This window comes from Leifsonia xyli, assembly GCA_001647635.1.
Classification (GTDB): Bacteria; Actinomycetota; Actinomycetes; order Actinomycetales; family Microbacteriaceae; genus Leifsonia; species Leifsonia xyli_A.
Genome location: CP014761.1, coordinates 2,426,042 through 2,448,780 on the forward strand (window position 1 = coordinate 2,426,042; position 22,739 = coordinate 2,448,780).

At 65.0% G+C, this 22,739-nt stretch carries 15 protein-coding genes, 3 rRNA genes and 1 pseudogene; 15 read left to right on the forward strand and 4 right to left on the reverse strand.

The features are described from left to right. Together A0130_11970 and A0130_11975 are read right to left on the reverse strand one after the other, a co-directional pair. A pseudogene (locus A0130_11970) lies at window positions 1-1,595 on the reverse strand (Na+/H+ antiporter). Between the two features lie 102 nt (window positions 1,596-1,697). Beyond that, window positions 1,698-2,585, reverse strand: coding sequence for a hypothetical protein (locus A0130_11975; GenBank protein ID ANF32295.1), 888 nt, complete (start codon window positions 2,583-2,585; stop codon window positions 1,698-1,700). 129 nt (window positions 2,586-2,714) lie between these two features. Here A0130_11975 and A0130_11980 point away from each other — a divergent pair, with 129 nt between their 5' ends. Both A0130_11980 and A0130_11985 read left to right on the forward strand, forming a co-directional pair. Continuing rightward, window positions 2,715-3,530: a dolichol-phosphate mannosyltransferase gene (locus tag A0130_11980; protein ID ANF32296.1), complete on the forward strand. Its 816-nt coding sequence runs from the start codon at window positions 2,715-2,717 to the stop codon at window positions 3,528-3,530. Window positions 3,531-3,566: 36 nt separating this feature from the next. Further along, window positions 3,567-4,097: a hypothetical protein gene (locus A0130_11985; GenBank protein ID ANF32297.1), complete on the forward strand. Its 531-nt coding sequence runs from the start codon at window positions 3,567-3,569 to the stop codon at window positions 4,095-4,097. Between the two features lie 92 nt (window positions 4,098-4,189). Here A0130_11985 and A0130_11990 read toward each other — a convergent pair whose 3' ends face one another. Further along, complete coding sequence (locus A0130_11990; GenBank protein ID ANF32298.1) at window positions 4,190-4,828, reverse strand: lysine transporter LysE; 639 nt, start codon at window positions 4,826-4,828, stop codon at window positions 4,190-4,192. A gap of 31 nt (window positions 4,829-4,859) precedes the next feature. Between A0130_11990 and A0130_11995 the strand changes: the two genes are divergently transcribed. From A0130_11995 to A0130_12005, 3 genes are read left to right on the forward strand one after another with little or no spacing between them, the layout of a single operon-like run. Further along, window positions 4,860-6,431: a 2-methylcitrate dehydratase gene (locus tag A0130_11995; protein ANF32299.1), complete on the forward strand. Its 1,572-nt coding sequence runs from the start codon at window positions 4,860-4,862 to the stop codon at window positions 6,429-6,431. Between the two features lie 3 nt (window positions 6,432-6,434). Further along, entirely contained in the window at window positions 6,435-7,334 is a 900-nt protein-coding gene (locus A0130_12000) for a methylisocitrate lyase (protein ANF32300.1), read from the forward strand. A gap of 57 nt (window positions 7,335-7,391) precedes the next feature. Further along, window positions 7,392-8,519, forward strand: a complete 1,128-nt coding sequence (locus tag A0130_12005; protein ANF32301.1) for a citrate synthase/methylcitrate synthase — start codon at window positions 7,392-7,394, stop codon at window positions 8,517-8,519. Between the two features lie 35 nt (window positions 8,520-8,554). On the opposite strand, the gene A0130_12010 is transcribed toward A0130_12005, so the two are convergent. Beyond that, window positions 8,555-9,739 carry an acetyl-CoA acetyltransferase gene (locus A0130_12010; protein ANF32302.1) on the reverse strand — a complete coding sequence of 395 codons (1,185 nt, stop codon included), beginning with the start codon at window positions 9,737-9,739 and terminating at the stop codon, window positions 8,555-8,557. 64 nt (window positions 9,740-9,803) lie between these two features. Here A0130_12010 and A0130_12015 point away from each other — a divergent pair, with 64 nt between their 5' ends. From A0130_12015 to rrf, 10 genes are all read left to right on the forward strand, one after another. After that, window positions 9,804-11,126, forward strand: coding sequence for an aspartate--tRNA(Asn) ligase (locus tag A0130_12015; protein ANF32303.1), 1,323 nt, complete (start codon window positions 9,804-9,806; stop codon window positions 11,124-11,126). Between the two features lie 52 nt (window positions 11,127-11,178). Beyond that, on the forward strand, window positions 11,179-11,451 hold the full coding sequence (locus tag A0130_12020; GenBank protein ANF32304.1) for a hypothetical protein: 273 nt from the start codon (window positions 11,179-11,181) through the stop codon (window positions 11,449-11,451). A gap of 518 nt (window positions 11,452-11,969) precedes the next feature. Next, the gene (locus A0130_12025; GenBank protein ANF32305.1) at window positions 11,970-12,683 is read left to right on the forward strand and encodes a phosphoglycerate mutase; all 714 of its coding nucleotides are present in this window, start codon (window positions 11,970-11,972) and stop codon (window positions 12,681-12,683) included. Continuing rightward, on the forward strand, window positions 12,680-13,294 hold the full coding sequence (locus A0130_12030) for an alkyl hydroperoxide reductase (protein ANF32306.1): 615 nt from the start codon (window positions 12,680-12,682) through the stop codon (window positions 13,292-13,294). Before A0130_12025 ends, A0130_12030 begins: the two co-directional genes overlap by 4 nt. Before the next feature lies 1 nt (window position 13,295). Continuing rightward, window positions 13,296-14,036 carry a cytochrome C biogenesis protein gene (locus A0130_12035; GenBank protein ANF32307.1) on the forward strand — a complete coding sequence of 247 codons (741 nt, stop codon included), beginning with the start codon at window positions 13,296-13,298 and terminating at the stop codon, window positions 14,034-14,036. Beyond that, window positions 14,020-15,648 (forward strand): cytochrome C biogenesis protein, encoded by a 1,629-nt coding sequence (locus A0130_12040; protein ID ANF32308.1) that lies wholly within the window; start codon window positions 14,020-14,022, stop codon window positions 15,646-15,648. The genes A0130_12035 and A0130_12040 overlap by 17 nt, the downstream gene beginning before the upstream one ends. 57 nt (window positions 15,649-15,705) lie before the next feature. Continuing rightward, window positions 15,706-16,725 carry a c-type cytochrome biogenesis protein CcsB gene (locus A0130_12045; GenBank protein ANF33420.1) on the forward strand — a complete coding sequence of 340 codons (1,020 nt, stop codon included), beginning with the start codon at window positions 15,706-15,708 and terminating at the stop codon, window positions 16,723-16,725. Between the two features lie 697 nt (window positions 16,726-17,422). Continuing rightward, window positions 17,423-18,950 (forward strand): 16S ribosomal RNA (locus A0130_12050). Between the two features lie 425 nt (window positions 18,951-19,375). Beyond that, window positions 19,376-22,487 (forward strand): 23S ribosomal RNA (locus A0130_12055). A gap of 134 nt (window positions 22,488-22,621) precedes the next feature. Beyond that, window positions 22,622-22,738, forward strand: a 5S ribosomal RNA gene (gene rrf / locus A0130_12060). Together the 16S, 23S and 5S rRNA genes form the textbook arrangement of a ribosomal RNA operon. The last annotated feature ends 1 nt before the right edge of the window (window position 22,739 follow it).

Sequence of the window (22,739 nt, forward strand, 5' to 3'; positions counted from 1 at the left end):
CTACATGAGCGACTTCTTCCCGTCGGTCCCGCCCGCCTTGAGCGCCGACTCCTCCGCATCCAGGAAGGCGAGCACCGAGCGCACGGCCGGCTCCTGATACCGCCCCTCCGCCCGAGCCTCGAGCACCGCCTGCCGTTCGGCGACGATCATCGTCCGGCGCAGCTTGCGGTACTCCATCGGCAGGTCGGCACTCTCATCCGGGGACGGATTCTCGAGCGCGTCCGACAGAAACAGCGCGTTGATCCGCAACCGCTCGATCACCCGTTCGTCCTCGTCGCCGGTGACCTGCGCCTCCAGCTGTTCCAGCCCCGCCGACTGCGCCTCCGCCAGCAGCCGCTGCATCTCGCTGGCCTCCTGGGCGAAGTCGGGCGGCGGCAACTTCAGCCGGCGGATCACCCACGGCAGCGCCAACCCTTCGAGCAATGTCGCCACCACCACGACGAACGCCAGGAACTGCAGGAACTGCCGGTGCGGCGTCACCGTCGGCAACAGGAACACGGCGGCCAGCGTCACCACCCCGCGGATGCCCGCGAACGACACCGCGATACCCGTCGGCCAGGACCATCCGCGTTCCCGCAGACGCTGCGGACCGTTGCGGTAGAGCCACGTCGTGCCGATCATCCACACGAAGCGCGCGAGGAAGATCGCCAGCAGGACGACGATGCTGATCACGATCGTCTGCGGCACCGTGATGCCCGATGTGAACGCTCCGGTCAGGATCGACCGCAGTTCGAGCCCGATGAAGAGGAAGACCGCGTTCTCGAGCAGGAAGCTGATCGTGCGCCAGTTGATCGTCTCCGCGATCCGCGCCTCGGCCGTCTGGATCGTGGGGGAGCGGTAGCCGAGGTAGAGGCCCGCGACGACCACCGCGAGCACCCCGGACCCGTGCAGCAGCTGCGACGGGATGAACGCCAGATACGGTGTGACGAGCGCCAGCGAGGTGTCCAGCACCGGCGACCGGAGCTGTTTGCGGATCATCGCCAGCAGCAGTCCCACACCCAGTCCCACGCCGACCCCCACGACGACCGCGAGGACGAAGTCCCCGCCGATCGCCCACGGGTTGACCACGCTGACGATGGCCGCGATGCTGGCGTTCAGCGCGACCAGCGCCGTCGCGTCGTTGAGCAGGCTCTCGCCTTCGAGGACGGTGATGAGTCGTCGTGGGAGCCGTGCCCGACCGGCGATCGCCTGAACCGCCACCGTGTCCGTCGGCGCCACGACCGCCCGAACGCGAAGGCCGCGGCCAGCGTGATCGCCGGCACAACCAGGAATGTCGCGAAGCCGACGACGATCACGGTGAATGCCACCAGTCCGACGGACAGCAGCAGGATGCCGTCGCGCCTGGCTCGCACATCCACGATCGACGTCTGGATCGCGGCGGCGAACAGCAGCGGCGGCAGCAGCCCGAACAGGACCACCTCAGGCTCGAGCACCACCTCGGGGACACCGGGGATGAACGACGCCGCCGCGCCGACGAAGACGAGCACGACGGGTGCCGACCAGCCCACCCTGCGGGACAGGCCGGTGACGGCGACCGTGACGACGACGAACGACACGATCCAGACGATGGTGGCTACCGGATCCATGCTGTTCATGATGGCGGCAACGCAAGACCCGCGCCAAGATTTCCGCGAGGCCGTGGAGAACCCGTTCGCTGTCGGCGATGTGGACGATTCCGCCCTGTCGGCGGAGTGCAGTCAGGCCGCGTGGGACGCGCAGGAGCGCTGGCCGCAGTCCTCGCAGACGACGAGCTGCTCGCGGCACGAGAGGTCGGTGCAGTTGCGCATCCTGCTCGTCGGGCTGCCGCATCCTTCGCACCGGCCCAGCACGGCCGCATGGTCGCTGAACGTCATCGACCCGCGCCCGTCGAAGACGTAGAGCGACCCCTCCCACAGACCGTCGTCGCCGAACGCCTCGCCATAGCGGACGATACCGCCGTCCAGTTGGTAGACCTCCTGGAACCCGCGCGACAGCATAAGGGAGGAGAGCACCTCGCATCGGATTCCACCGGTGCAGTACGTGACGACGGGTCGATCCTTCAGGTGGTCGTACACGCCGCTGTCGAGCGCCTCCACGAACTCACGGGTGTTCGCCACGTCGGGGACCACCGCATCCTTGAACCGGCCGATCTCCGCCTCGAACCGGTTGCGGCCGTCGAAGAACACAAGGTCGTCTCGCTCGGCGGCGAGCGCGTGCAGCGCCCGGGGGTCGAGCCGGGAGCCGCCGCCCACGACACCGCGGTCGTCGACGCGGAGCTCGTCGGGGGCGCCGAACGACACGATCTCGTCGCGGACCTTCACCGTGAGCCGCGGGAAGTCGACGCTCGAATTGTCCGGATTGAGGCCGGAACCTTCGCTCCACTTGACGTCGAGCTCGCGGAACGCTGCATACTCCTTCGTCACCCGCACGTAGCGCTTCAGAGAGCCGAGTTCGCCGCCGAGCGTGCCGTTGATCCCGTGCGGGGACAGGAGAATCCGGCCGCGCAGGTTGAGACGCTCGCAGAGCTCGCGCTGCCACAGCCGGACCGCCTCGGGGTCGGGGAGCGGGGCGAAGGCATAGAAGAGGAGCACTTTCGGGACGGCCACCGCCTCATCGTAGGCGAGCCTTCCCGAGGGCCGATGATCGTAGGATCGTTGACCTGTGAGCGCCCGAAGGTTCGTTCGCCTGCCGTTCAGACTGGTGCGACAGTGTGAAGGCATTCGTGGGGCTCGCCCCTGACAGAAAGGCGGGTCGTGCGAACCCTCGTCATCATCCCGACGTACAACGAGCGCGAGAACATCGGCTCGATCGTCGGGCGCGTACGCGTGTCGGCACCGGATGCCGATGTGCTGATCGTCGACGACGGGTCGCCGGACGGGACGGGTGAGCTGGCGGACGCGCTCGCCGCGACCGACGGCAACGTCCACGTGCTGCATCGCAGGGGTAAGGACGGACTCGGCGCCGCGTACCGCGCCGGCATGACCTGGGCGCTCGACGCCGGTTACTCGGCGATCGTCGAGATGGATGCGGACGGCTCGCACCAGCCGGAGCAGCTTCCTCGTCTCCTCGATGCTCTCCGCGGCGGCTCGGACGAGGGTCCCGGCGCGGGCGATCTGCCGGGCGCCGACGTCGTGCTCGGCTCGCGTTGGGTCGAGGGAGGCGGAGTCGTCAACTGGCCCGCGCGGAGGCGGTTCATCTCGCGCGGAGGCAGCGCGTACTCCCGTCTCGCCCTGGGGCTTCCCGTGAAGGATGTGACGGGCGGGTATCGCGCCTTCACCGCCGACGCGCTCCGGGCACTGCAGTACGAACGCACCGACAGCCAGGGCTACTGCTTCCAGATCGACATGACGCGCCGCGCGTACGACGCCGGACTCTCGATCGTGGAGGTGCCGATCACGTTCGTCGAGCGGGAGCGCGGAGCGTCCAAGATGGGCGGCGGGATCGTCGTGGAGGCGATGGCTCGTGTCACGCTGTGGGGCCTGACCGGCCTCCCGCGCCGCTTCCGCAAGCGCGCGGCGCAGCGCCAGCTCGAGCCTGCTGCCCGGGCGTAGCCGGATTCGGTCACAGTGCGGGCGTAGCCTGGCGCCATGGCACAGGATCCCCTCGAGCGCTTCGGCGCCGTCCCCCAGTTCACCGTGTCCAGCGACGATGTCGCGGACGGCCGTCCCCTCTCCCGCGAACAGTGGGGCGCCGGCGGCGGAGGCGGCGACATCTCGCCGCAGCTGTCCTGGTCCGGCTTCCCCGCGGAGACGAAGAGCTTCGCCGTGACCATCCACGACCCGGATGCGCCCACCGGCTCGGGCTTCTGGCACTGGGCGGTCTACAACATCCCGGCGTCGGTGACCGAGCTGCCGTCCAACGCCGGAGCCGAGGGCGGCGCCAACCTGCCGCAGGGCGCCGCAATGCTCTCGAATGAGATGCGGTCGAAGAGCTTCACCGGAGCGGGTCCCCCTCCCGGAACCGGAACGCACCGCTACGACATCGTCGTGCACGCCCTCGACGTCGAGCATCTGGACCTGGACCCGGAGTCCACGCCCGCCGTGCTCGGCTTCAACGCGCACTTCCACTCACTGGGGCGCGCCGTCCTGGCCCCGATCGCGACCGCCGGCGACATCTAGAACCGCCCTCCCTTCGCCTATCGGCGTCAAGCACCAGCACGGCTCGACAGCGCACGGCTCGAGCACCAGCACCGCTCGACAGCGCTCGCCTGTCAGTGCTTGACGCCGGTGAAGGCGAGCACCCCTCCGAGCCCGATCATCAGCACGCCACCCGTCGCGCCCAGCCGCTCCACCCGCTTGGGCGACCGGCCGAACCACTGCCGCGCAGTGCCGGCCGCCAGCGCCCAGACGCTGTCGAAGATCAGCGCCAGCACGAGGAAGACCACGCCCAGCTCGAACAGCTGCAGGGGGATCGCGCCTGCGTGATAGTCGACGAACTGCGGAAGCACGGCGACGAAGAACACCAGCGACTTCGGGTTCGTGAGGCCGACGACGAACCCTTCGCTCAGGATGCGCCAGCGGGACGTCCGCGGCGGGGTCGCCTCGTGCGTGACCGCCGTGTGGCGACGATGCCGGATCGCCTGCACCCCGAGGTACACGAGGTAGGCCGCACCCACGAACTTGATGATCGTGAAGAGCACCAGTGACTGCGCCACGATCGCTCCGATTCCGAGCGAGACGGCGACCACCAGCGGCAGCATCCCCAGCGCATTCCCGAGCACGCTCAGCAATCCACCGAGTCGGCCCAGCGCGAGCGACCGCCCGATCACGAACAGCACGCTCGGCCCCGGGATGACGATGAGGGCGAGCGACGCCAGCGCGAACGCGAGCAGGGAGGGGCCGGGGACCATGTGCCGAGCGTAGGGGAGGTAGGTTCGTTACGTGAAGCTCCACAACGTCCGTGTGCACAGCAGCGAGGAGAACCTGGCTCGCCACGACCAGCTCGCCTGGAAGATCGCCGAGGTGGCGAGCGACCCGGTGGAGGTGGACGCCGACGTCACCGAGATGGTGATCAACCGGGTGATCGACAATGCCGCGGTGGCGGCCGCGTCGCTGACCCGGAAGCCGGTCGTCTCCGCCCGGTCGCAAGCGCTGGCGCACCCCATTCCGTCGCGCCAGCTCGAGGAGTTGACGGACTCCGTGCAGCATCCGCAGGACGGCTCGACCGTCTTCGGCGAGTGGCCCTCCACGCGCGTCTCTCCCGAGTGGGCGGCGTGGGCCAACGGCGTCGCGGTGAGGGAGCTCGACTTCCACGACACGTTCCTGGCCGCCGAGTACTCGCACCCAGGAGACAACATCCCGCCGATCACCGCGGTCGCGCAGCACGCCGCGCGTGCGTACGGGCTCACCGGCCGCGATCTCATCCGGGGGATCGCCACCGGGTACGAGATCCAGATCGACCTTGCCCGCGCCATCAGCCTGCATCGACACAAGATCGACCACGTCGCGCACCTGGGACCCTCCGCCGCCGCCGGCATCGGCACCCTGCTCGGCCTGCCCGCCGAGACGATCTTCCAGGCCGTCGGCCAGGCGCTGCACACGACCACCGCCACCCGGCAGTCGCGCAAGGGCGAGATCTCGAGCTGGAAGGCGCACGCGCCGGCGTTCGCAGGCAAGATGGCCGTGGAGGCCATCGACCGCGCGCTCCGCGGCGAGACCAGCCCCACTCCGATCTACGAGGGCGAGGACGGAGTGATCGCTTGGCTGCTCGACGGCAAGGACGCCTCCTACGAGGTGCCGCTCCCCGGCCGCGGCGAGGCGAAGCGCGCGATCCTCGACTCGTATACCAAGGAGCATTCCGCCGAGTACCAGGCTCAGGCGTGGATCGACCTCGCGCGCAGACTGCACCGCGATCACCCCGAGGTCGCCGACCCGTCGCGTGTGGAGAGCATCGTCATCCACACCTCTCACCACACGCACTACGTGATCGGCTCGGGAGCGAACGATCCCCAGAAGTACGACCCCACCGCATCGCGCGAGACGCTGGATCACAGCATCCCGTACATCTTCACCGTGGCCCTGCAGGACGGCGGCTGGCACCACGTCGACTCCTACCTTCCCAGCCGCGCCGCGCGGCCCGACACGGTCGAGCTGTGGGGCAAGGTCACCACGACGGAGGACCCGGAGTGGACCCGTCGCTACCACTCGACCGATCCGGATGAGAAGGCGTTCGGGGGACGCGTCGTGATCCGGCTGGCCGACGGCCGCGTCATCGAGGACCAGATCGCCGTGGCGGACGCGCATCCGCTCGGGGCGCGCCCGTTCGCCCGCGACGACTACGTGGCGAAGTTCCGCACTCTCGCCGCCGGCGTCCTCGAGGAACCCGAGATCGACCGCTTCCTCGCCCTGGCGCAGCGCCTTCCCGAGTTGAACGCCGCGGAACTCGGCGCTCTCACCATCACCGCCCGACCGGGACTGCTCGACGCGGTCCCTGCTCCGAGGGGACTGTTCTGACCCATGCTCTATTCCTCCATCCCGGCGCACGAGAAGCGCGCCGCCTTCCGGGCCCGGCTGGCTTCGGGTGAGCTCATCCGGATGCCGGGTGCGTTCAACCCGCTCAGCGCGCGCCTGATCGAGCGCAAGGGCTTCGAAGGTGTCTACATATCCGGGGCCGTGCTGTCGGCCGAGCTCGGTCTCCCCGACATCGGCCTCACCACCCAGACGGAGGTCGCAGGCCGCTCGGCGCAGATCGCGCGGATGACCGACCTCCCGGCCCTTGTCGACGCGGACACCGGTTTCGGCGAGCCCATGAATGTGGCGCGGACGGTTCAGGTGCTCGAGGACGCCGGGGTCGCCGGCCTGCACATCGAGGACCAGGTCAATCCCAAGCGCTGCGGCCACCTCGACGGAAAGCAGGTCGTCGACGAGGACACCGCGCTCAAGCGCATCCGCGCCGCGGTCGATGCTCGGCGCGACGCGAACCTGCTCATCATGGCGCGGACCGACATCCGTGCCGTCGAGGGTCTGCAGGCCTCGATCGACCGCGCGAAGGCCCTGGTCGATGCAGGCGCCGACGCGCTCTTCCCCGAGGCGATGGCCGACCTGTCCGAGTTCGAGGCGGTGCGCGCCGCCGTGGATGTGCCGATCCTCGCCAACATGACCGAGTTCGGGAAGAGCGACCTCTTCACCGTCGACCAGTTGCGCGATGTCGGGGTCAACATCGTGATCTGGCCCGTCTCCCTGCTCCGCCTGGCGATGGGCGCGGCGGAGCGCGGGCTGGACCAGCTTCTCGCCGAGGGCACGCTGAAGCCGATGCTGGGCGAGATGCAACATCGCGCCGACCTGTACGACCTGATTGACTACGAGGGCTACAACGCGTTCGACACCTCGGTCTACAACTTCGAGGTGCACCGCTAGCCACCGCCGTGCGCGGAGGATCGGCGCGACCATTCCGACAGCAGCGAAGGAGCTCAGATGTCCGACCCGGAGATCCACAAGGGACTGGCCGGAGTCGTCGTCGACACGACGACGATCTCTTCCGTGAACCCGCAGACCAACTCCCTTCTCTACCGTGGATACCCGGTCCAGGAGCTGGCCCGGTACTGCTCCTTCGAGGAGGTCGCCTACCTTCTTTGGCATGGCGAGCTCCCGACGCCCGACGACCTCGTCGCCTTCGAGTCGCTCGAGCGTTCGCTCCGTCGCCTGGACGACCGCACGCGCCGGGCGCTCGACGACATCCCCGTGTCGGCTCATCCGATGGACGCGCTCCGTACCGCGGTCAGTCAGCTGGGTGGACTCGACGCGACCCTCCAGCAGACGGACGGCATCCTGGACCGCGAGCTCAACGAGGGCCGCGCGATCTACCTGCTCGCCCAGCTTCCGACGATCGTCGCCTACATCCAACGCAGGAGCCGCGGGCTCGAGCCCGTGGAGCCGCGGGACGACCTCGACTACTCGCGGAACTTCCTGTGGCTGACCTTCGGTGAGGTGCCCGACGACGTGGTCGTGGACGCGTTCCGTGTCTCGCTCGTCCTGTACGCGGAGCACTCCTTCAACGCCTCCACGTTCACCGCGCGCGTGATCGCGAGCACGCTGTCCGACGTCTATTCGGCGGTCACCGGTGCCATCGGCGCCCTCAAGGGTCCTCTGCACGGCGGAGCCAACGAGGCCGTCATGCACGCTTTCGACGAGATCGGGAGCGCCGATCGCGCGGCGGACTGGCTGGATGCCGCGCTCGCCGAGAAGCGCAAGATCATGGGGTTCGGCCACCGCGTCTACAAGAACGGCGACTCGCGGGTTCCGACCATGCGCGCTGCGCTCGTCACCCTGGTCGACCACTACGACCGGCAGGATCTGCTCGACCTCTACGACGCCCTCGAGAACGCGATGGCCGAGCGGAAGAACATCAAGCCGAACCTCGACTACCCGTCCGGGCCCGCCTACAACTTGATGGGCTTCGACACGGAGACGTTCACGCCGCTCTTCGCTGCGGCCCGAGTGGCCGGATGGACGGCGCACGTCTTCGAGCAGTACGCCGCCAACTCGTTGATCCGCCCGCTCTCGCAGTACACCGGCCCGGAGGAGCGTCACCTGGAGCGCTGACGACGCTCCGGGCGACGCGCACCGGGCGCCGCGGCTCAGCGGTACAGCAGCAGCGCATCTCCCTGCCCGCCACCGCCGCACAACGCGACGGCGGCTCGTCCGGACCCCCGGCGGGCGAGCTCGTGAGCCGCGTGCCCAGCCAGGCGCGCCCCCGACGCCCCGATGGGGTGACCGAGCGCGATCGCGCCGCCGTGGATGTTCACCTTCGCCGGGTCGAGCCCGAGGTCGGACATCGACTGCAGCGCGACGGCGGCGAACGCCTCGTTGATCTCGATCACATCCAGTTCGGAGACGCTCCACCCTGCTCGCCGCAGCGCAGCGTCGATCGCCCGAGACGGCTGCGAGTGCAACGAGTTGTCGGGGCCGGCCACCTGGCCGCTCGCCCCGACGAGCGCCAGCCATTCGAGTCCGAGCCGCTCGGCGTTCTCGCGGCTGGTCAGCACGAGCGCTGCCGCGCCGTCGCTCAGCGGCGACGAGTTGCCCGCGGTCAGCGTTCCACCTTCCGCGAAGCTCGGCCGCAGACCGGCCAGTGTCTCGACAGTCGAGTCCGGGCGGACGCCCTCGTCGGTGCTGATGACGATCGGGTCGCCCTTGCGCTGCGGGATGCTGACCGGAGCGATCTCGTCGTCGAAGGTGCCGTCCGAGGCCGCCTTGCCGGCGCGTTGGTGTGAGCGCGCCGCGAACTCGTCCTGCGCCTCGCGACGCAGACCCAGCCGCTCCGTGTACTTCTCGGTGGATGCACCCATCGACTCCCCGTCGAAGGCGTCGGTCAAACCGTCGTGGGCCGCCGAGTCGAGCGCCTGGATCGACCCGTAGTTCCACCCCTTCCGAGATCCTGGAAGGATGTGCGGCGCGTTCGTCATGGACTCCTGGCCGCCGGCGACGACGACCGTCGCCTCGCCCGTCCGGATCAGACGGGCCGCGTCGATGACCGCAGCCAGCCCGGAGAGGCAGACCTTGTTGATCGTCGTGGCGGGCACATCCCAGCCGATCCCCGCACCGATCGCCGTCTGCCGCGCCGGGTTCTGGCCGGCGCCCGCCTGGAGCACCTGCCCGAAGATCACCGTGTCCACATCGTCCGCCGCGACACCGGAGCGTTCGAGCGCCTGACGCACGGCGATCGTGCCGAGCTGGACGGCACTCAGCGACGCGAGCGTCCCTTTGATCTTGCCGAGCGGCGTTCGGGCGGCGGACAGGATGACGACGTCGTCGGAACTCATGGGCTACTCCTTCGTGCCTGGTCCCTCCATTCTCACACCCGGCGCACGGGTAGGCTTGGGGCTCGTGACAGCACGCGTTCTGATCAAAGACCTCGCCGCCCTTCCGGACGGCCCCGTGAGCGTCGCCGGATGGGTCGAGACCGTCCGCGACCAGAAGAAGGTGCAGTTCGTCGTACTGCGCGATGAGTCGGGCGCGGTCCAGCTGGTCAACCCGCGCACCGTCGGAGAAGACGGAGCCGTCGTCGCCGACGAGCCTGCTGTCACGATCTCCGGTCTCTCGCAGGGCACCTTCGTCCGCGCCACCGGTGAGCTCAAGCACGATGAGCGGGTCAAGCTGGGCGGCATCGAGATCCGCCTCTCCTCGCTCGAGGTCGAGACCGCGGCCATCCCGGAGACGCCGATCGCCGCGGACAGCGGCATCGACAAGCGCATGGACTGGCGCTTCCTCGATCTGCGCGACCCGCGCCACAACCTGATCTTCCGCGTGCAGACCACTTTCGAGCACGCACTGCGCCAGTACTGGGTCGAGAACGGCTTCATCGAGATCCACACGCCGAAGCTCATGGCCTCCGCGTCCGAGTCGCGTGCCGAGCTGTTCGAACTGCCGTACTTCGAGACGACGGCCTACCTCGCACAGAGCCCCCAGATCTTCAAGCAGATGGCGCAGGCCGCCGGCTTCGGCCGCGTGTTCGAGATCGGTCCGGCTTTCCGCGCCGACCCGAGCTTCACGAGCCGCCACGCCACCGAGTTCACGAGTGTCGACACCGAGATCAGCTGGATCGACAGCCACGAAGACGTCATGAAGGTGCACGAGGAGCTCCTCGTCGCCGGCTTCACCGCCGTCAAGGAGAAGCACGGCGAGGAGATCGAGCGGCTGTTCGGCGTCGAGGTGACAGTGCCGACGACGCCCTTGCCGCGCATCCCTCTCGCCGAGGCGAAGCGCATCGTCGCCGAGCGGGGCTACGAGGTTCCGCGCGCGGACGACGACATGGATCCGGAGGGCGAGCGTCAGATCTCGGCGTACGTCAAGGAGACGTACGACCACGAGTTCGTCTTCCTCACCGACTACGCAGCGACGATCCGGCCGTACTACCACATGCGTCACGAAGACGACCCGTCGCTGACCAAGAGCTACGACCTCATCTTCAACGGTGTGGAGATCTCCACTGGCGCGCAGCGCGAGCACCGGGTCGACATCATCGAGGCGCAGGCGCGCGACAAGGGCCTGGACCCGAACGAGATCGACCTCGAGTTCTTCCGTTACGGGATCCCGCCGCACGGTGGATTCGGCATGGGCCTCGCCCGTGTGCTGATGCTCATGCTGCACCTCTCGAACCTGCGCGAGACGACCTATCTCTTCCGCGGGCCGACCCGCCTGACGCCGTAGGGCTCGAACCCGCTGTCGCCAGCGCGGTCCAGGTGTCTCCTGCCACCAGGATGTGGCCGAGGAAGCGGAGCCCGAGGGTCGCGGCCGCCTGGTCGAGGCGTCGGGTGAGCATGAGGTCGGCGACCGAAGCGTCGAGGAGCCCGGACGTGTGATTGTGCGCGACGGCGAACGAGCGTCCCCCGCGGGTGAGAACCGCCTGAAGCACGTCGGCCGGCTGGATGGAGGTCTCATCCACCCCGCCGTCGCGCAGCAGCACGAGCTCGATGGGTCGCGCCGCACGGTCCGCCACGACGACCACGAACCGTTCGCTGTCGCGGTGGAGTAGTTCAGGGCGGACGACTTCCGCCACCGTCTTGTGGTCGACCAGCCGCGTCCACGCGGCCGGGGCCCCCGCTCGCCGCCAGACTTCGGTGATGGCGACCAGCCGACCCGCGGTGGCGGGCCCCACGCCCGGCAGGCGTTCCAGCCGGGCGAAATCCATCGTCGCCAATCCCGGGAAACCGCCGGTCCTCCGCAGCACCGATCGCGCGAGCGCCAGCACGCTGCGCCCGGTCTGTCCGGACCCCAGCACCAGCGCGAGCACCTCGTCGTCGGTGAGCGATCCGATCCCGAGACGGCGCATCCGCTCGCGCGGGCGGTCATGGGTGGGAATGTCTGCAAGAGCCTCTCCCTCTTCTTTCTCGTTGGGCATGGCTCGACGCTACGAAGCCGCGCAACCTGAGAGAGCGGCGAGGAACGAATCTGGGGATAAGTCGCGCGCCGTCGCCTCTGTGGACAGTTCGCCCTCCACAGGCGCGCCCGCGCTCAGTGAATTCAAGGCAAACCCCTCCGTAGACTGGAGCGGTGGTAGCGAGCCAGGTCCACCTCGTCCGTCATGGCGAGGTGTTCAATCCCGACGGCATCCTGTACGGCAGGTTGCCGGGATTCGGCCTCTCCAAACTCGGTCACCGCATGGCCCAGGCGGCGGCGGACGAACTCGTCGCCCGCAACCGCCCCATCCGCGCCCTCCGCGTCTCGCCGCTGCAGCGCACGCGCGAGTCGGCCGCACCGATCGCCGAGGCGTTCGGCCTCGATCCCCGGATCGACGAGCGGATCATCGAGCCGACCAACCGTTTCGAGGGCACCAAGATGAAGCTCGCGGTCCGCAAGCCGCAATACTGGCCCTTCCTGGTCAACCCGCTCCGGCCCAGCTGGGGCGAGGCCTACACGAGCATCGAGCGTCGGATGCTGACCGCGATCGACGACGCCTTCGCCTCGGTCGACGACGGCGACGTCGTCCTCGTCAGCCACCAGCTTCCGATCTGGGTGGCACACCTCTCCATCACTGGTCAGCGCTACCCGCACGATCCGCGCAGGCGGCGGTGCGCACTCTCCAGCATCACGACATTCGAGGTCGCTCCCGAGCCCGAGAAGAAGCCGGTGGATGCGCGTCCCGGCGACGGCCCTGTCGCCGTCCACCCCGGTCGCAGCGAGGCGTCCCGCCGATACGCCGAGGTCGGGTACGTCGAGCCCGCCGCAGCGCTGCTCGTCGCCGCGACGGATGTGGGCGCCGTATGAGCGCCACGTCCCGCGTCCGTTCGCGCATCCTCGGAATCGGCGCTGCCGTCATCGTTGCCGCCTTCGCCCTGAGCGGCTGCACGGCGAATGACAGCCTCGCCAACCAGTACCGGTCCGGCAACGGACAGAACTACATCGCCGGAGACGGCACCGTCAGCGAGTACGCCGCCGGCAACCGCGGCGAGCCGGTCTCCTTCACCGGGAAGCTGCAGAACGGCGACACCGTGACCTCGAAGGACTACGCAGGCAAGGTCCTCGTCGTCAACTTCTGGTACGCGGGCTGCCCGCCGTGCCGCGTCGAGGCGCCCGACCTGCAGTCGCTCAGCGAGAAGTACGCCGCACAGGGCGTCGGCTTCCTCGGCGTCAACCTGTACGACTCGGTGCAGACCGCCGCGAGCTTCGAGAAGGACAAGGGCGTGACCTACCCGTCGGTGCTCGACCGCGACACCGGTTCGGTCCTGCTGGCGTTCAGCAAGACGGTTCCGCCGAAGGCGACGCCGACGACCCTGGTCGTCGATAAGGAAGGACGCGTCGCCGCGCGAATCCTCGGCGCCATCCCCGACAAGAGCATCCTCGACACGCTCATCTCCGACGCCGTGGCCGAGAACTGACGTGGGCGGCGTCGGTCAGATCGTCTTCAGCGGTCAGCTCCTGCTGGCCCTGCCGATCGCACTCCTCGCCGGGTTGGTGTCATTCGCGTCGCCCTGCGTCCTTCCGCTCGTCCCCGGATACCTCGCGTACGTCGGCGGCATCAGCGACCCGGGAGCGAAGCGCGACCGATCGCGGCTGCTCACCGGAGTCGCGCTGTTCATCCTCGGCTTCGCGATCGTCTTCGTCGCGTACGGCGCGGCGTTCGGCGCGCTGGGCTATTGGCTCGTGCGGTGGCAGGACGTCGTGGTCCGCATCCTCGGTGGCCTGGTCATCGTGATGGGCCTCGTCTTCATCGGCCAGTTCTCGTTCCTGCAGCGGACGATCAAGCCGTCCTGGCGTCCGGCCACCGGGCTGATCGGCGCGCCGCTGCTCGGCATCGTCTTCGGACTGGGATGGACGCCGTGCATCGGACCGACGCTCGCCGCGATCAGCGCGCTCAGCGTCGGCAGCGGTTCGCCCTGGCGCGGTGCCCTGCTCGGCCTGTTCTATTGCATCGGCCTCGGCATCCCGTTCCTCCTGGTGGCCCTCGGGTTCGACTGGGTCGCGGGCTCCGTCGCCTTCCTCAAGCGGCACATCCGGGCCATCAACGTCATCGGCGGCGCGCTTCTGGTCGTCATCGGCATCCTGATGGTGACGGGCCTGTGGAGTGAGCTCATGTCCCAGTTCTTGGCGGTGATCCAAGGTTTTGAGCCGGCCCTCTGATCACATCGACGCTGCTCCCCCTCGGGAGGACGCGGACGTCAACCAGCCGAAGCTCGGCCCAATGGGCTGGCTCCGCTGGTTCTGGCGGCAGCTGACGAGCATGCGCACGGCGCTGTTCCTGCTGCTCCTCCTGGCGATCGCGGCCGTCCCCGGGTCCCTCGTCCCGCAGCGCAGCTCCGACCCGAACGGCGTCACGAAGTACTTCACCGACAACCCGTCACTCGCGCCGGTGCTCGACAAGCTGCAGTTCTTCGACGTCTACACCTCGGTGTGGTTCTCGGCCATCTACCTGCTGCTGTTCGCGTCACTGATCGGGTGCATCATCCCGCGCACCAAGCACCACTTCGAGGCGATGCGCGCGAAGCCGCCGAAGACCCCGGTGCGCCTGACCCGCATGGCGGGCTTCCAGGCGCGCGTACTGCCGGCTGAGCTGCGCAGCGCGAGTGCCGATCCGATTCTCGCGGCCCGCGATGTCCTCAAGGCGAACCGCTACCGCGTCGCCCTGTATCAGGATGCGCGGTCCACCTCGGTCTCGGCCGAGCGCGGCTACCTCCGCGAGTCCGGCAACCTGGTGTTCCACGTCGCCCTGCTCGGAGTGCTGCTGGCGATCGGCGTCGGAGGCGGCTTCGGCTATACCGGCCAGAAGATCGTGGTCGAGGGGCAGAGCTTCGTGAACAGCCTGCCCTCGTACAACTCGTTCAACCCGGGTCGCTTCTTCAGTGACGCCTCGCTCGCGCCGTTCTCGATCGCCGTGAACAAGCTGGATGTGCGTTACGAGACCAAGAACCAGGATGCGATCGGCACACCGCTCGACTACACCGCGCATGTGACGACGACCGGTCCAGGTGACGCCAAGGACGACACGACGATCAAGGTGAACGAGCCGCTGGCGATCGGCGGCACGAACGTCTACCTCCTCGGAAACGGCTACGCGCCGACCATCACGGTGAAGGACACCGCAGGCAAGGTCGTCTTCAACGACTCGGTGCCGTTCATCCCGCAGGCCGATCCGAACCTCACCTCGCTCGGGTTCGTCAAGATCCCGGACGGGCTCAAGGAGCAGGTCGGGATGATCGGCTTCTTCTATCCGACCGTCACCGCGAGTCAGACGGCGCAGGGCGCCTTGGCATCGAAGTTCCCCGGGCTCGACGACCCGGTGCTCAGCCTCAACGTCTACGCCGGCGACCTCGGCGTCGACGACGGTGTGCCGCAGTCCGTGTACAGCCTGAACACCGACACGCTCGAGCAGCTGGCGGGCCCGCCGACCAAGACGAAGGCGCTCGAGCTCAAGCCGGGCCAGACGGTGGAGTTGCCGAACGGGCTCGGGACCATCTCCCTCGACGGGGTCAAACGGTTCGCCACCCTCGAGGTGCATCACGACCCGGCCCAGATCTGGGTGCTGCTGTTCGCGGTGCTGATCCTCGTCGGGCTCCTCACATCGCTGTTCGTCCCACGCCGCCGGCTGTGGGTGAAGGCGATCGAGAATCCGGATGGATCGCTGACCCTCGAGTACGCGGGCCTGGCCCGCGGTGAGGATCCGAACCTCCTGGCTGCGGTGGCCGCCGTGGCCGATCAGCACTCTCAGGCCCTCACCAGGCCCTCGACGACTTAGGCTTGCATTGTGACCGAAACCTTGGCTCAACTGTCGACCGTGCTCCTGTACGCGGCGATGGGACTCTACGCGGCGGCGTTCATCGCCTTCGCGCTCGATCTCGCCCGGCGCGGCGCGCGAGCGACTGCTGTCGAGGCCGCCGTGGTCCCCAGTGCGGTGGCACGCCGCGCCGAGGTCGCGACTCCCGTCGGCGCACCCGCCTCATCGGTGATCGGCGGCGCACCGCCTGAGCCGACGCCGCCTCCGTCGTCCGCGCTCGGCCGTTTGTCGTCGCGCATCAGCACGCGCGTCGAGGACGACGTGATGAACGGCACCGGGGGAGGGGCGTCCCTCAAGTGGGCGTTCGTGCTCACGACGATCGGCTTCGCCTTCCACCTGGTGGCGGTGGTGCTCCGCGGCATCGCGGCAGCCCGTGTGCCGTGGGCCAACATGTGGGAGTTCTCGATGACGGGCACTCTCGTCATCATCGGGGTGTTCCTGATCGCGAACCTGAAGTGGCCGATCACCTACGTCGGCACCTTCGTCCTCGGGCTCGTCCTCGTCCTGCAGGGGATCGCGCTACTGCGGTACTACGTCCCGGTGGTCCCCCTGCAGCCGGCGCTGCAGTCGTACTGGCTCGTCATCCACATCATCGTGGCCGTGCTGGGCACTGCGTTCTTCGCTCTCGGGTTCGCACTCTCGGGGTTGCAGCTGCTGCAGTACCGCCGCGAACGGCAGGTCGCGGAGTCGCGGCCGCAGCAGTTCCGGTTCCTCGCGACCCTTCCGAGCTCGGTCGCTCTGGAGAACCTCGCGTACCGGATCAACATCGTCGGCTTCATCGCCTGGACCTTCACGCTGATCGCCGGCGCCATCTGGGCCGAGAAGGCGTGGGGCCGTTACTGGGGATGGGACACCAAGGAAGTCTGGACCTTCATCATCTGGGTGATCTATGCCGGATACATCCACGCGCGGGCGACGCGCGGGTGGCGCGGGTCGCGGTCGGCATGGTTGGCGATCATCGGCTTCGCCGCGGTGCTGTTCAACTTCGGCATCGTCAACGTGTTCTTCCACGGACTGCACGCGTACTCGGGATTGTGATCACCCCGGCCCGACCGAATGAGAACCCCCTCGGATCCCAAGATTCCGAGGGGGTTCTTTTCGTTCCGGGGAGAGTCGCTGCCCGCCGTATGCGGGAAGATCCGCGTAATTCCGCGGAAGTCAAGCGCGACACGCCCGGGATGAGGGCCGAATTTGCGACCCTCGGGAGGCCTGCGTAAAGTACTTACTTGTCACCCCAAAGGTGCGGGAGAGCGGAAGAGCTCCCCGGCCTCAAGCGGGACCGAATCCAAAGCCTAGCGGCAATCCTGAACTTGAATAAGTTCGCTTGCTGCGCTTAGGATTAACACCCCACTCACTGAGCAGGTCTAACCGGTTCGGGTCGTGCAAATCGGATGTATCCCACGATGGATGAACGAAAGAGCGCGAAACGGCCAACTTGACAAACTGACTGAGAGTGGTAAGGTAGAGAAGTTGCCTCGCAGAGACAGCCGGAAGGTTGAAAGGCGAGAGCGTCCGATCCTTGAGAACTCAACAGCGTGCACAATGTCAAATGCCAAACAACCTCGGCATTGACCATCTAGACCTAGTCTAGCGGTCGATGCGAGATTCCTTTGGATTAGAAACAGAATGTCAGTAGATATTCGAAACTAGTCAAGACAAACTCGCAGTGCGAAGCCACATTTCCTGGCTAAGCCTGCACTATGTTTCCCGGTCGCTTGCGACCGTGGAGCTAAACATTTATGGAGAGTTTGATCCTGGCTCAGGACGAACGCTGGCGGCGTGCTTAACACATGCAAGTCGAACGATGAACCCGGAGCTTGCTCCGGGGGATTAGTGGCGAACGGGTGAGTAACACGTGAGTAACCTGCCCTTGACTCTGGGATAACCTCCGGAAACGGAAGCTAATACCGGATATGACGCACGGAGGCATCTCCTGTGCGTGGAAAGAATTTCGGTCAAGGATGGACTCGCGGCCTATCAGGTAGTTGGTGAGGTAACGGCCCACCAAGCCTACGACGGGTAGCCGGCCTGAGAGGGTGACCGGCCACACTGGGACTGAGACACGGCCCAGACTCCTACGGGAGGCAGCAGTGGGGAATATTGCACAATGGGCGCAAGCCTGATGCAGCAACGCCGCGTGAGGGATGACGGCCTTCGGGTTGTAAACCTCTTTTAGTAGGGAAGAAGCGAAAGTGACGGTACCTGCAGAAAAAGCACCGGCTAACTACGTGCCAGCAGCCGCGGTAATACGTAGGGTGCGAGCGTTGTCCGGAATTATTGGGCGTAAAGAGCTCGTAGGCGGTCTGTCGCGTCTGCTGTGAAAACCCGAGGCTCAACCTCGGGCCTGCAGTGGGTACGGGCAGACTAGAGTGCGGTAGGGGAGAATGGAATTCCTGGTGTAGCGGTGGAATGCGCAGATATCAGGAGGAACACCGATGGCGAAGGCAGTTCTCTGGGCCGTAACTGACGCTGAGGAGCGAAAGCGTGGGGAGCGAACAGGATTAGATACCCTGGTAGTCCACGCCGTAAACGTTGGGCGCTAGATGTGGGGACCATTCCACGGTTTCCGTGTCGCAGCTAACGCATTAAGCGCCCCGCCTGGGGAGTACGGCCGCAAGGCTAAAACTCAAAGGAATTGACGGGGGCCCGCACAAGCGGCGGAGCATGCGGATTAATTCGATGCAACGCGAAGAACCTTACCAAGGCTTGACATACACGAGAACGGGCCAGAAATGGTCAACTCTTTGGACACTCGTGAACAGGTGGTGCATGGTTGTCGTCAGCTCGTGTCGTGAGATGTTGGGTTAAGTCCCGCAACGAGCGCAACCCTCGTTCTATGTTGCCAGCGCGTAATGGCGGGAACTCATAGGAGACTGCCGGGGTCAACTCGGAGGAAGGTGGGGATGACGTCAAATCATCATGCCCCTTATGTCTTGGGCTTCACGCATGCTACAATGGCCGGTACAAAGGGCTGCAATACCGTAAGGTGGAGCGAATCCCAAAAAGCCGGTCTCAGTTCGGATTGAGGTCTGCAACTCGACCTCATGAAGTCGGAGTCGCTAGTAATCGCAGATCAGCAACGCTGCGGTGAATACGTTCCCGGGCCTTGTACACACCGCCCGTCAAGTCATGAAAGTCGGTAACACCCGAAGCCGGTGGCCCAACCCTTGTGGAGGGAGCCGTCGAAGGTGGGATCGGTGATTAGGACTAAGTCGTAACAAGGTAGCCGTACCGGAAGGTGCGGCTGGATCACCTCCTTTCTAAGGAGCATCTGGCACCCTCGGGTGTCCAGGCGCCGGATCTGAGCGAACGTCTCAGCCGGTTAGCTCATGGGTGGAACATTGACATTGGTGCGGAGCCGAACGGCTCGAGTTCAGTACGCCTCTCGTAGGTAGGAACAGCTCGAACCCGGAGGCCCCGCACATGCACGCTGTTGGGTCCTGAGGGACCGGACCTCATTCGAACGGATGAGAACCGAATCCTCTGGACCTTTTCTAGTCGGCATCAATAGCCGGCGGAGAAGGTACCGCCCGTACTTTGAGAACTACACAGTGGACGCGAGCATCTTAGATTCGAACCTTCGGGTTCGGATCACAAAAGATGATCTGATTTATTAGATCATTGGTCAATCTGCGTCAAAGTCTGTTTCGGCAGACGAGACGTCGATCGATTCTAAAACTCATGTGATTTCAAGTTTCTAAGAGCAAACGGTGGATGCCTTGGCATCTGGAGCCGAAGAAGGACGTAGTAATCTGCGATAAGCCTCGGGGAGTTGATAAACGAACTTTGATCCGAGGATTTCCGAATGGGGAAACCCCGCTGGGCCCTTTGGGTGACCCAGTGACTCCCGCCTGAATATATAGGGCGGGTAGAGGGAACGTGGGGAAGTGAAACATCTCAGTACCCACAGGAAGAGAAAGCAAAAGCGATTCCGTTAGTAGTGGCGAGCGAAACCGGAAGAGGCTAAACCGATCATGTGTGATAGCCGGCAGGCGTTGCATGGTCGGGGTTGTGGGACTTTTCTGCTGCTTCTGCCGAACAGCAAGCGTTACAAAGGATCATAGGTGAATGGCTTTGAAAGGCCAGCCACAGAGGGTGCCAGCCCCGTAACCGAAATGGTCCAATGGCGCGAAGAGTATCCCAAGTAGCACGGGGCCCGAGAAATCCCGTGTGAATCTGTCAGGACCACCTGATAAGCCTAAATACTCCCAGATGACCGATAGCGGACAAGTACCGTGAGGGAAAGGTGAAAAGTACCCCGGGAGGGGAGTGAAATAGTACCTGAAACCGTTTGCTTACAAACCGTTGGAGCCTCCTTGTAGGGGTGACAGCGTGCCTTTTGAAGAATGAGCCTGCGAGTTAGCGATATGTGGCGAGGTTAACCCGTGAGGGGTAGCCGTAGCGAAAGCGAGTCTGAATAGGGCGATTCAGTCGCATGTCCTAGACCCGAAGCGAAGTGATCTATCCATGGCCAGGTTGAAGCGACGGTAAGACGTCGTGGAGGACCGAACCCACTTAGGTTGAAAACTGAGGGGATGAGCTGTGGATAGGGGTGAAAGGCCAATCAAACTTCGTGATAGCTGGTTCTCTCCGAAATGCATTTAGGTGCAGCGTTGCGTGTTTCTTGCCGGAGGTAGAGCTACTGGATGGCCGATGGGCCCCAAAAGGTTACTGACGTCAGCCAAACTCCGAATGCCGGTAAGTGAGAGCGCAGCAGTGAGACGGTGGGGGATAAGCTTCATCGTCGAGAGGGAAACAACCCAGACCACCAACTAAGGTCCCTAAGCGCGTGCTAAGTGGGAAAGGATGTGGAGTTGCACAGACAACCAGGAGGTTGGCTTAGAAGCAGCCACCCTTGAAAGAGTGCGTAATAGCTCACTGGTCAAGTGATTCCGCGCCGACAATGTAACGGGGCTCAAGCACGCCACCGAAGTTGTGGCATTGACACTATTGGTAGGCCTTCGTGGTCCAGCCGTGTTGATGGGTAGGAGAGCGTCGTGTGGCGAGTGAAGCGGCGGTGTAAACCAGCCGTGGACGCCACACGAGTGAGAATGCAGGCATGAGTAGCGAAAGACGGGTGAGAAACCCGTCCTCCGAAAGACCAAGGGTTCCAGGGCCAGGCTAATCCGCCCTGGGTAAGTCGGGACCTAAGGCGAGGCCGACAGGCGTAGTCGATGGACAACGGGTTGATATTCCCGTACCGGCGAAGAACCGCCCAAGCTAATCCAGTGGTGCTAAGAGTCCTAATCCTGGACACGGATCCCTTCGGGGTGAAGGTCCGGGCCTAACGCTCGACCCCATGCTGGTGCGGCTAGCGTATTAACAGGTGTGACGCAGGAAGGTAGCCCAGCCGGGCGATGGTTGTCCCGGTGTAAGTGTGTAAGCCGAGAGATAGGCAAATCCGTCTCTCACATAGGCCCAGGCACGATGCGTAGTCTTCATTGACGAAATGGGTGATCCTATGCTGCCGAGAAAAGCATCGACGCGAGGTTCCAGCCGCCCGTACCCCAAACCGACTCAGGTGGTCAGGTAGAGAATACCAAGGAGATCGAGAGAATCGTGGTTAAGGAACTCGGCAAAATGCCCCCGTAACTTCGGGAGAAGGGGGGCCTGAGGCGTGAACGGACTTGCTCCGGGAGCGTTTGAAGGCCGCAGAGACCAGTGGGAAGCGACTGTTTACTAAAAACACAGGTCCGTGCCAAGTCGCAAGACGATGTATACGGACTGACGCCTGCCCGGTGCTGGAAGGTTAAGAGGAAGGGTTAGCTTCGGCGAAGCTCAGAATTTAAGCCCCAGTAAACGGCGGTGGTAACTATAACCATCCTAAGGTAGCGAAATTCCTTGTCGGGTAAGTTCCGACCTGCACGAATGGCGTAACGACTTCCCAGCTGTCTCAACCGCGAACTCGGCGAAATTGCACTACGAGTAAAGATGCTCGTTACGCGCAGCAGGACGGAAAGACCCCGTGACCTTTACTACAGCTTGGTATTGGTGTTCGGTGTGGCTTGTGTAGGATAGGTGGGAGACTTTGAAGCCGGCACGCCAGTGTCGGTGGAGTCATTGTTGAAATACCACTCTGGTCACTCTGGATATCTAACTTAGAACCGTAATCCGGTTCAGGGACAGTGCCTGGTGGGTAGTTTAACTGGGGCGGTTGCCTCCCAAAAAGTAACGGAGGCGCCCAAAGGTTCCCTCAACCTGGTTGGCAATCAGGTGTCGAGTGTAAGTGCACAAGGGAGCTTGACTGTGAGACTGACAAGTCGAGCAGGGACGAAAGTCGGGACTAGTGATCCGGCAGTGGCTTGTGGAAGCGCTGTCGCTCAACGGATAAAAGGTACCTCGGGGATAACAGGCTGATCTTGCCCAAGAGTCCATATCGACGGCATGGTTTGGCACCTCGATGTCGGCTCGTCGCATCCTGGGGCTGGAGTAGGTCCCAAGGGTTGGGCTGTTCGCCCATTAAAGCGGTACGCGAGCTGGGTTTAGAACGTCGTGAGACAGTTCGGTCCCTATCCGCTGCGCGCGTAGGAAATTTGAGAGGATCTGACCCTAGTACGAGAGGACCGGGTTGGACGAACCTCTGGTGTGCCAGTTGTTCCGCCAGGAGCACCGCTGGTTAGCTACGTTCGGGATGGATAACCGCTGAAAGCATCTAAGCGGGAAGCCGGCCTCAAGATGAGATTTCCATGCCTTCGGGCGAGAGGCTCCCAGCTAGACTACTGGGTTGATAGGCCGGATGTGGAAGTGGGGACTAAAGACCCATGGAGCTGACCGGTACTAATAAGCCGATAACTTGATAATCACCACTCTCATAAACGTTGTAAGGCAGCTATGAGGGGCCAAGATTGTTCGCGTCCACTATGTGGTTCTCGATGTACGGTCGAGAACTGATTCGAGCTAACGCTCGACGTTCACTTTGATACATCAATAGTGTTTCGGCGGCCATAGCGAGAGGGAAACGCCCGGTTACATTCCGAACCCGGAAGCTAAGACTCTCTGCGCCGATGGTACTGCAGGGGGGACCCTGTGGGAGAGTAGGACACCGCCGGACT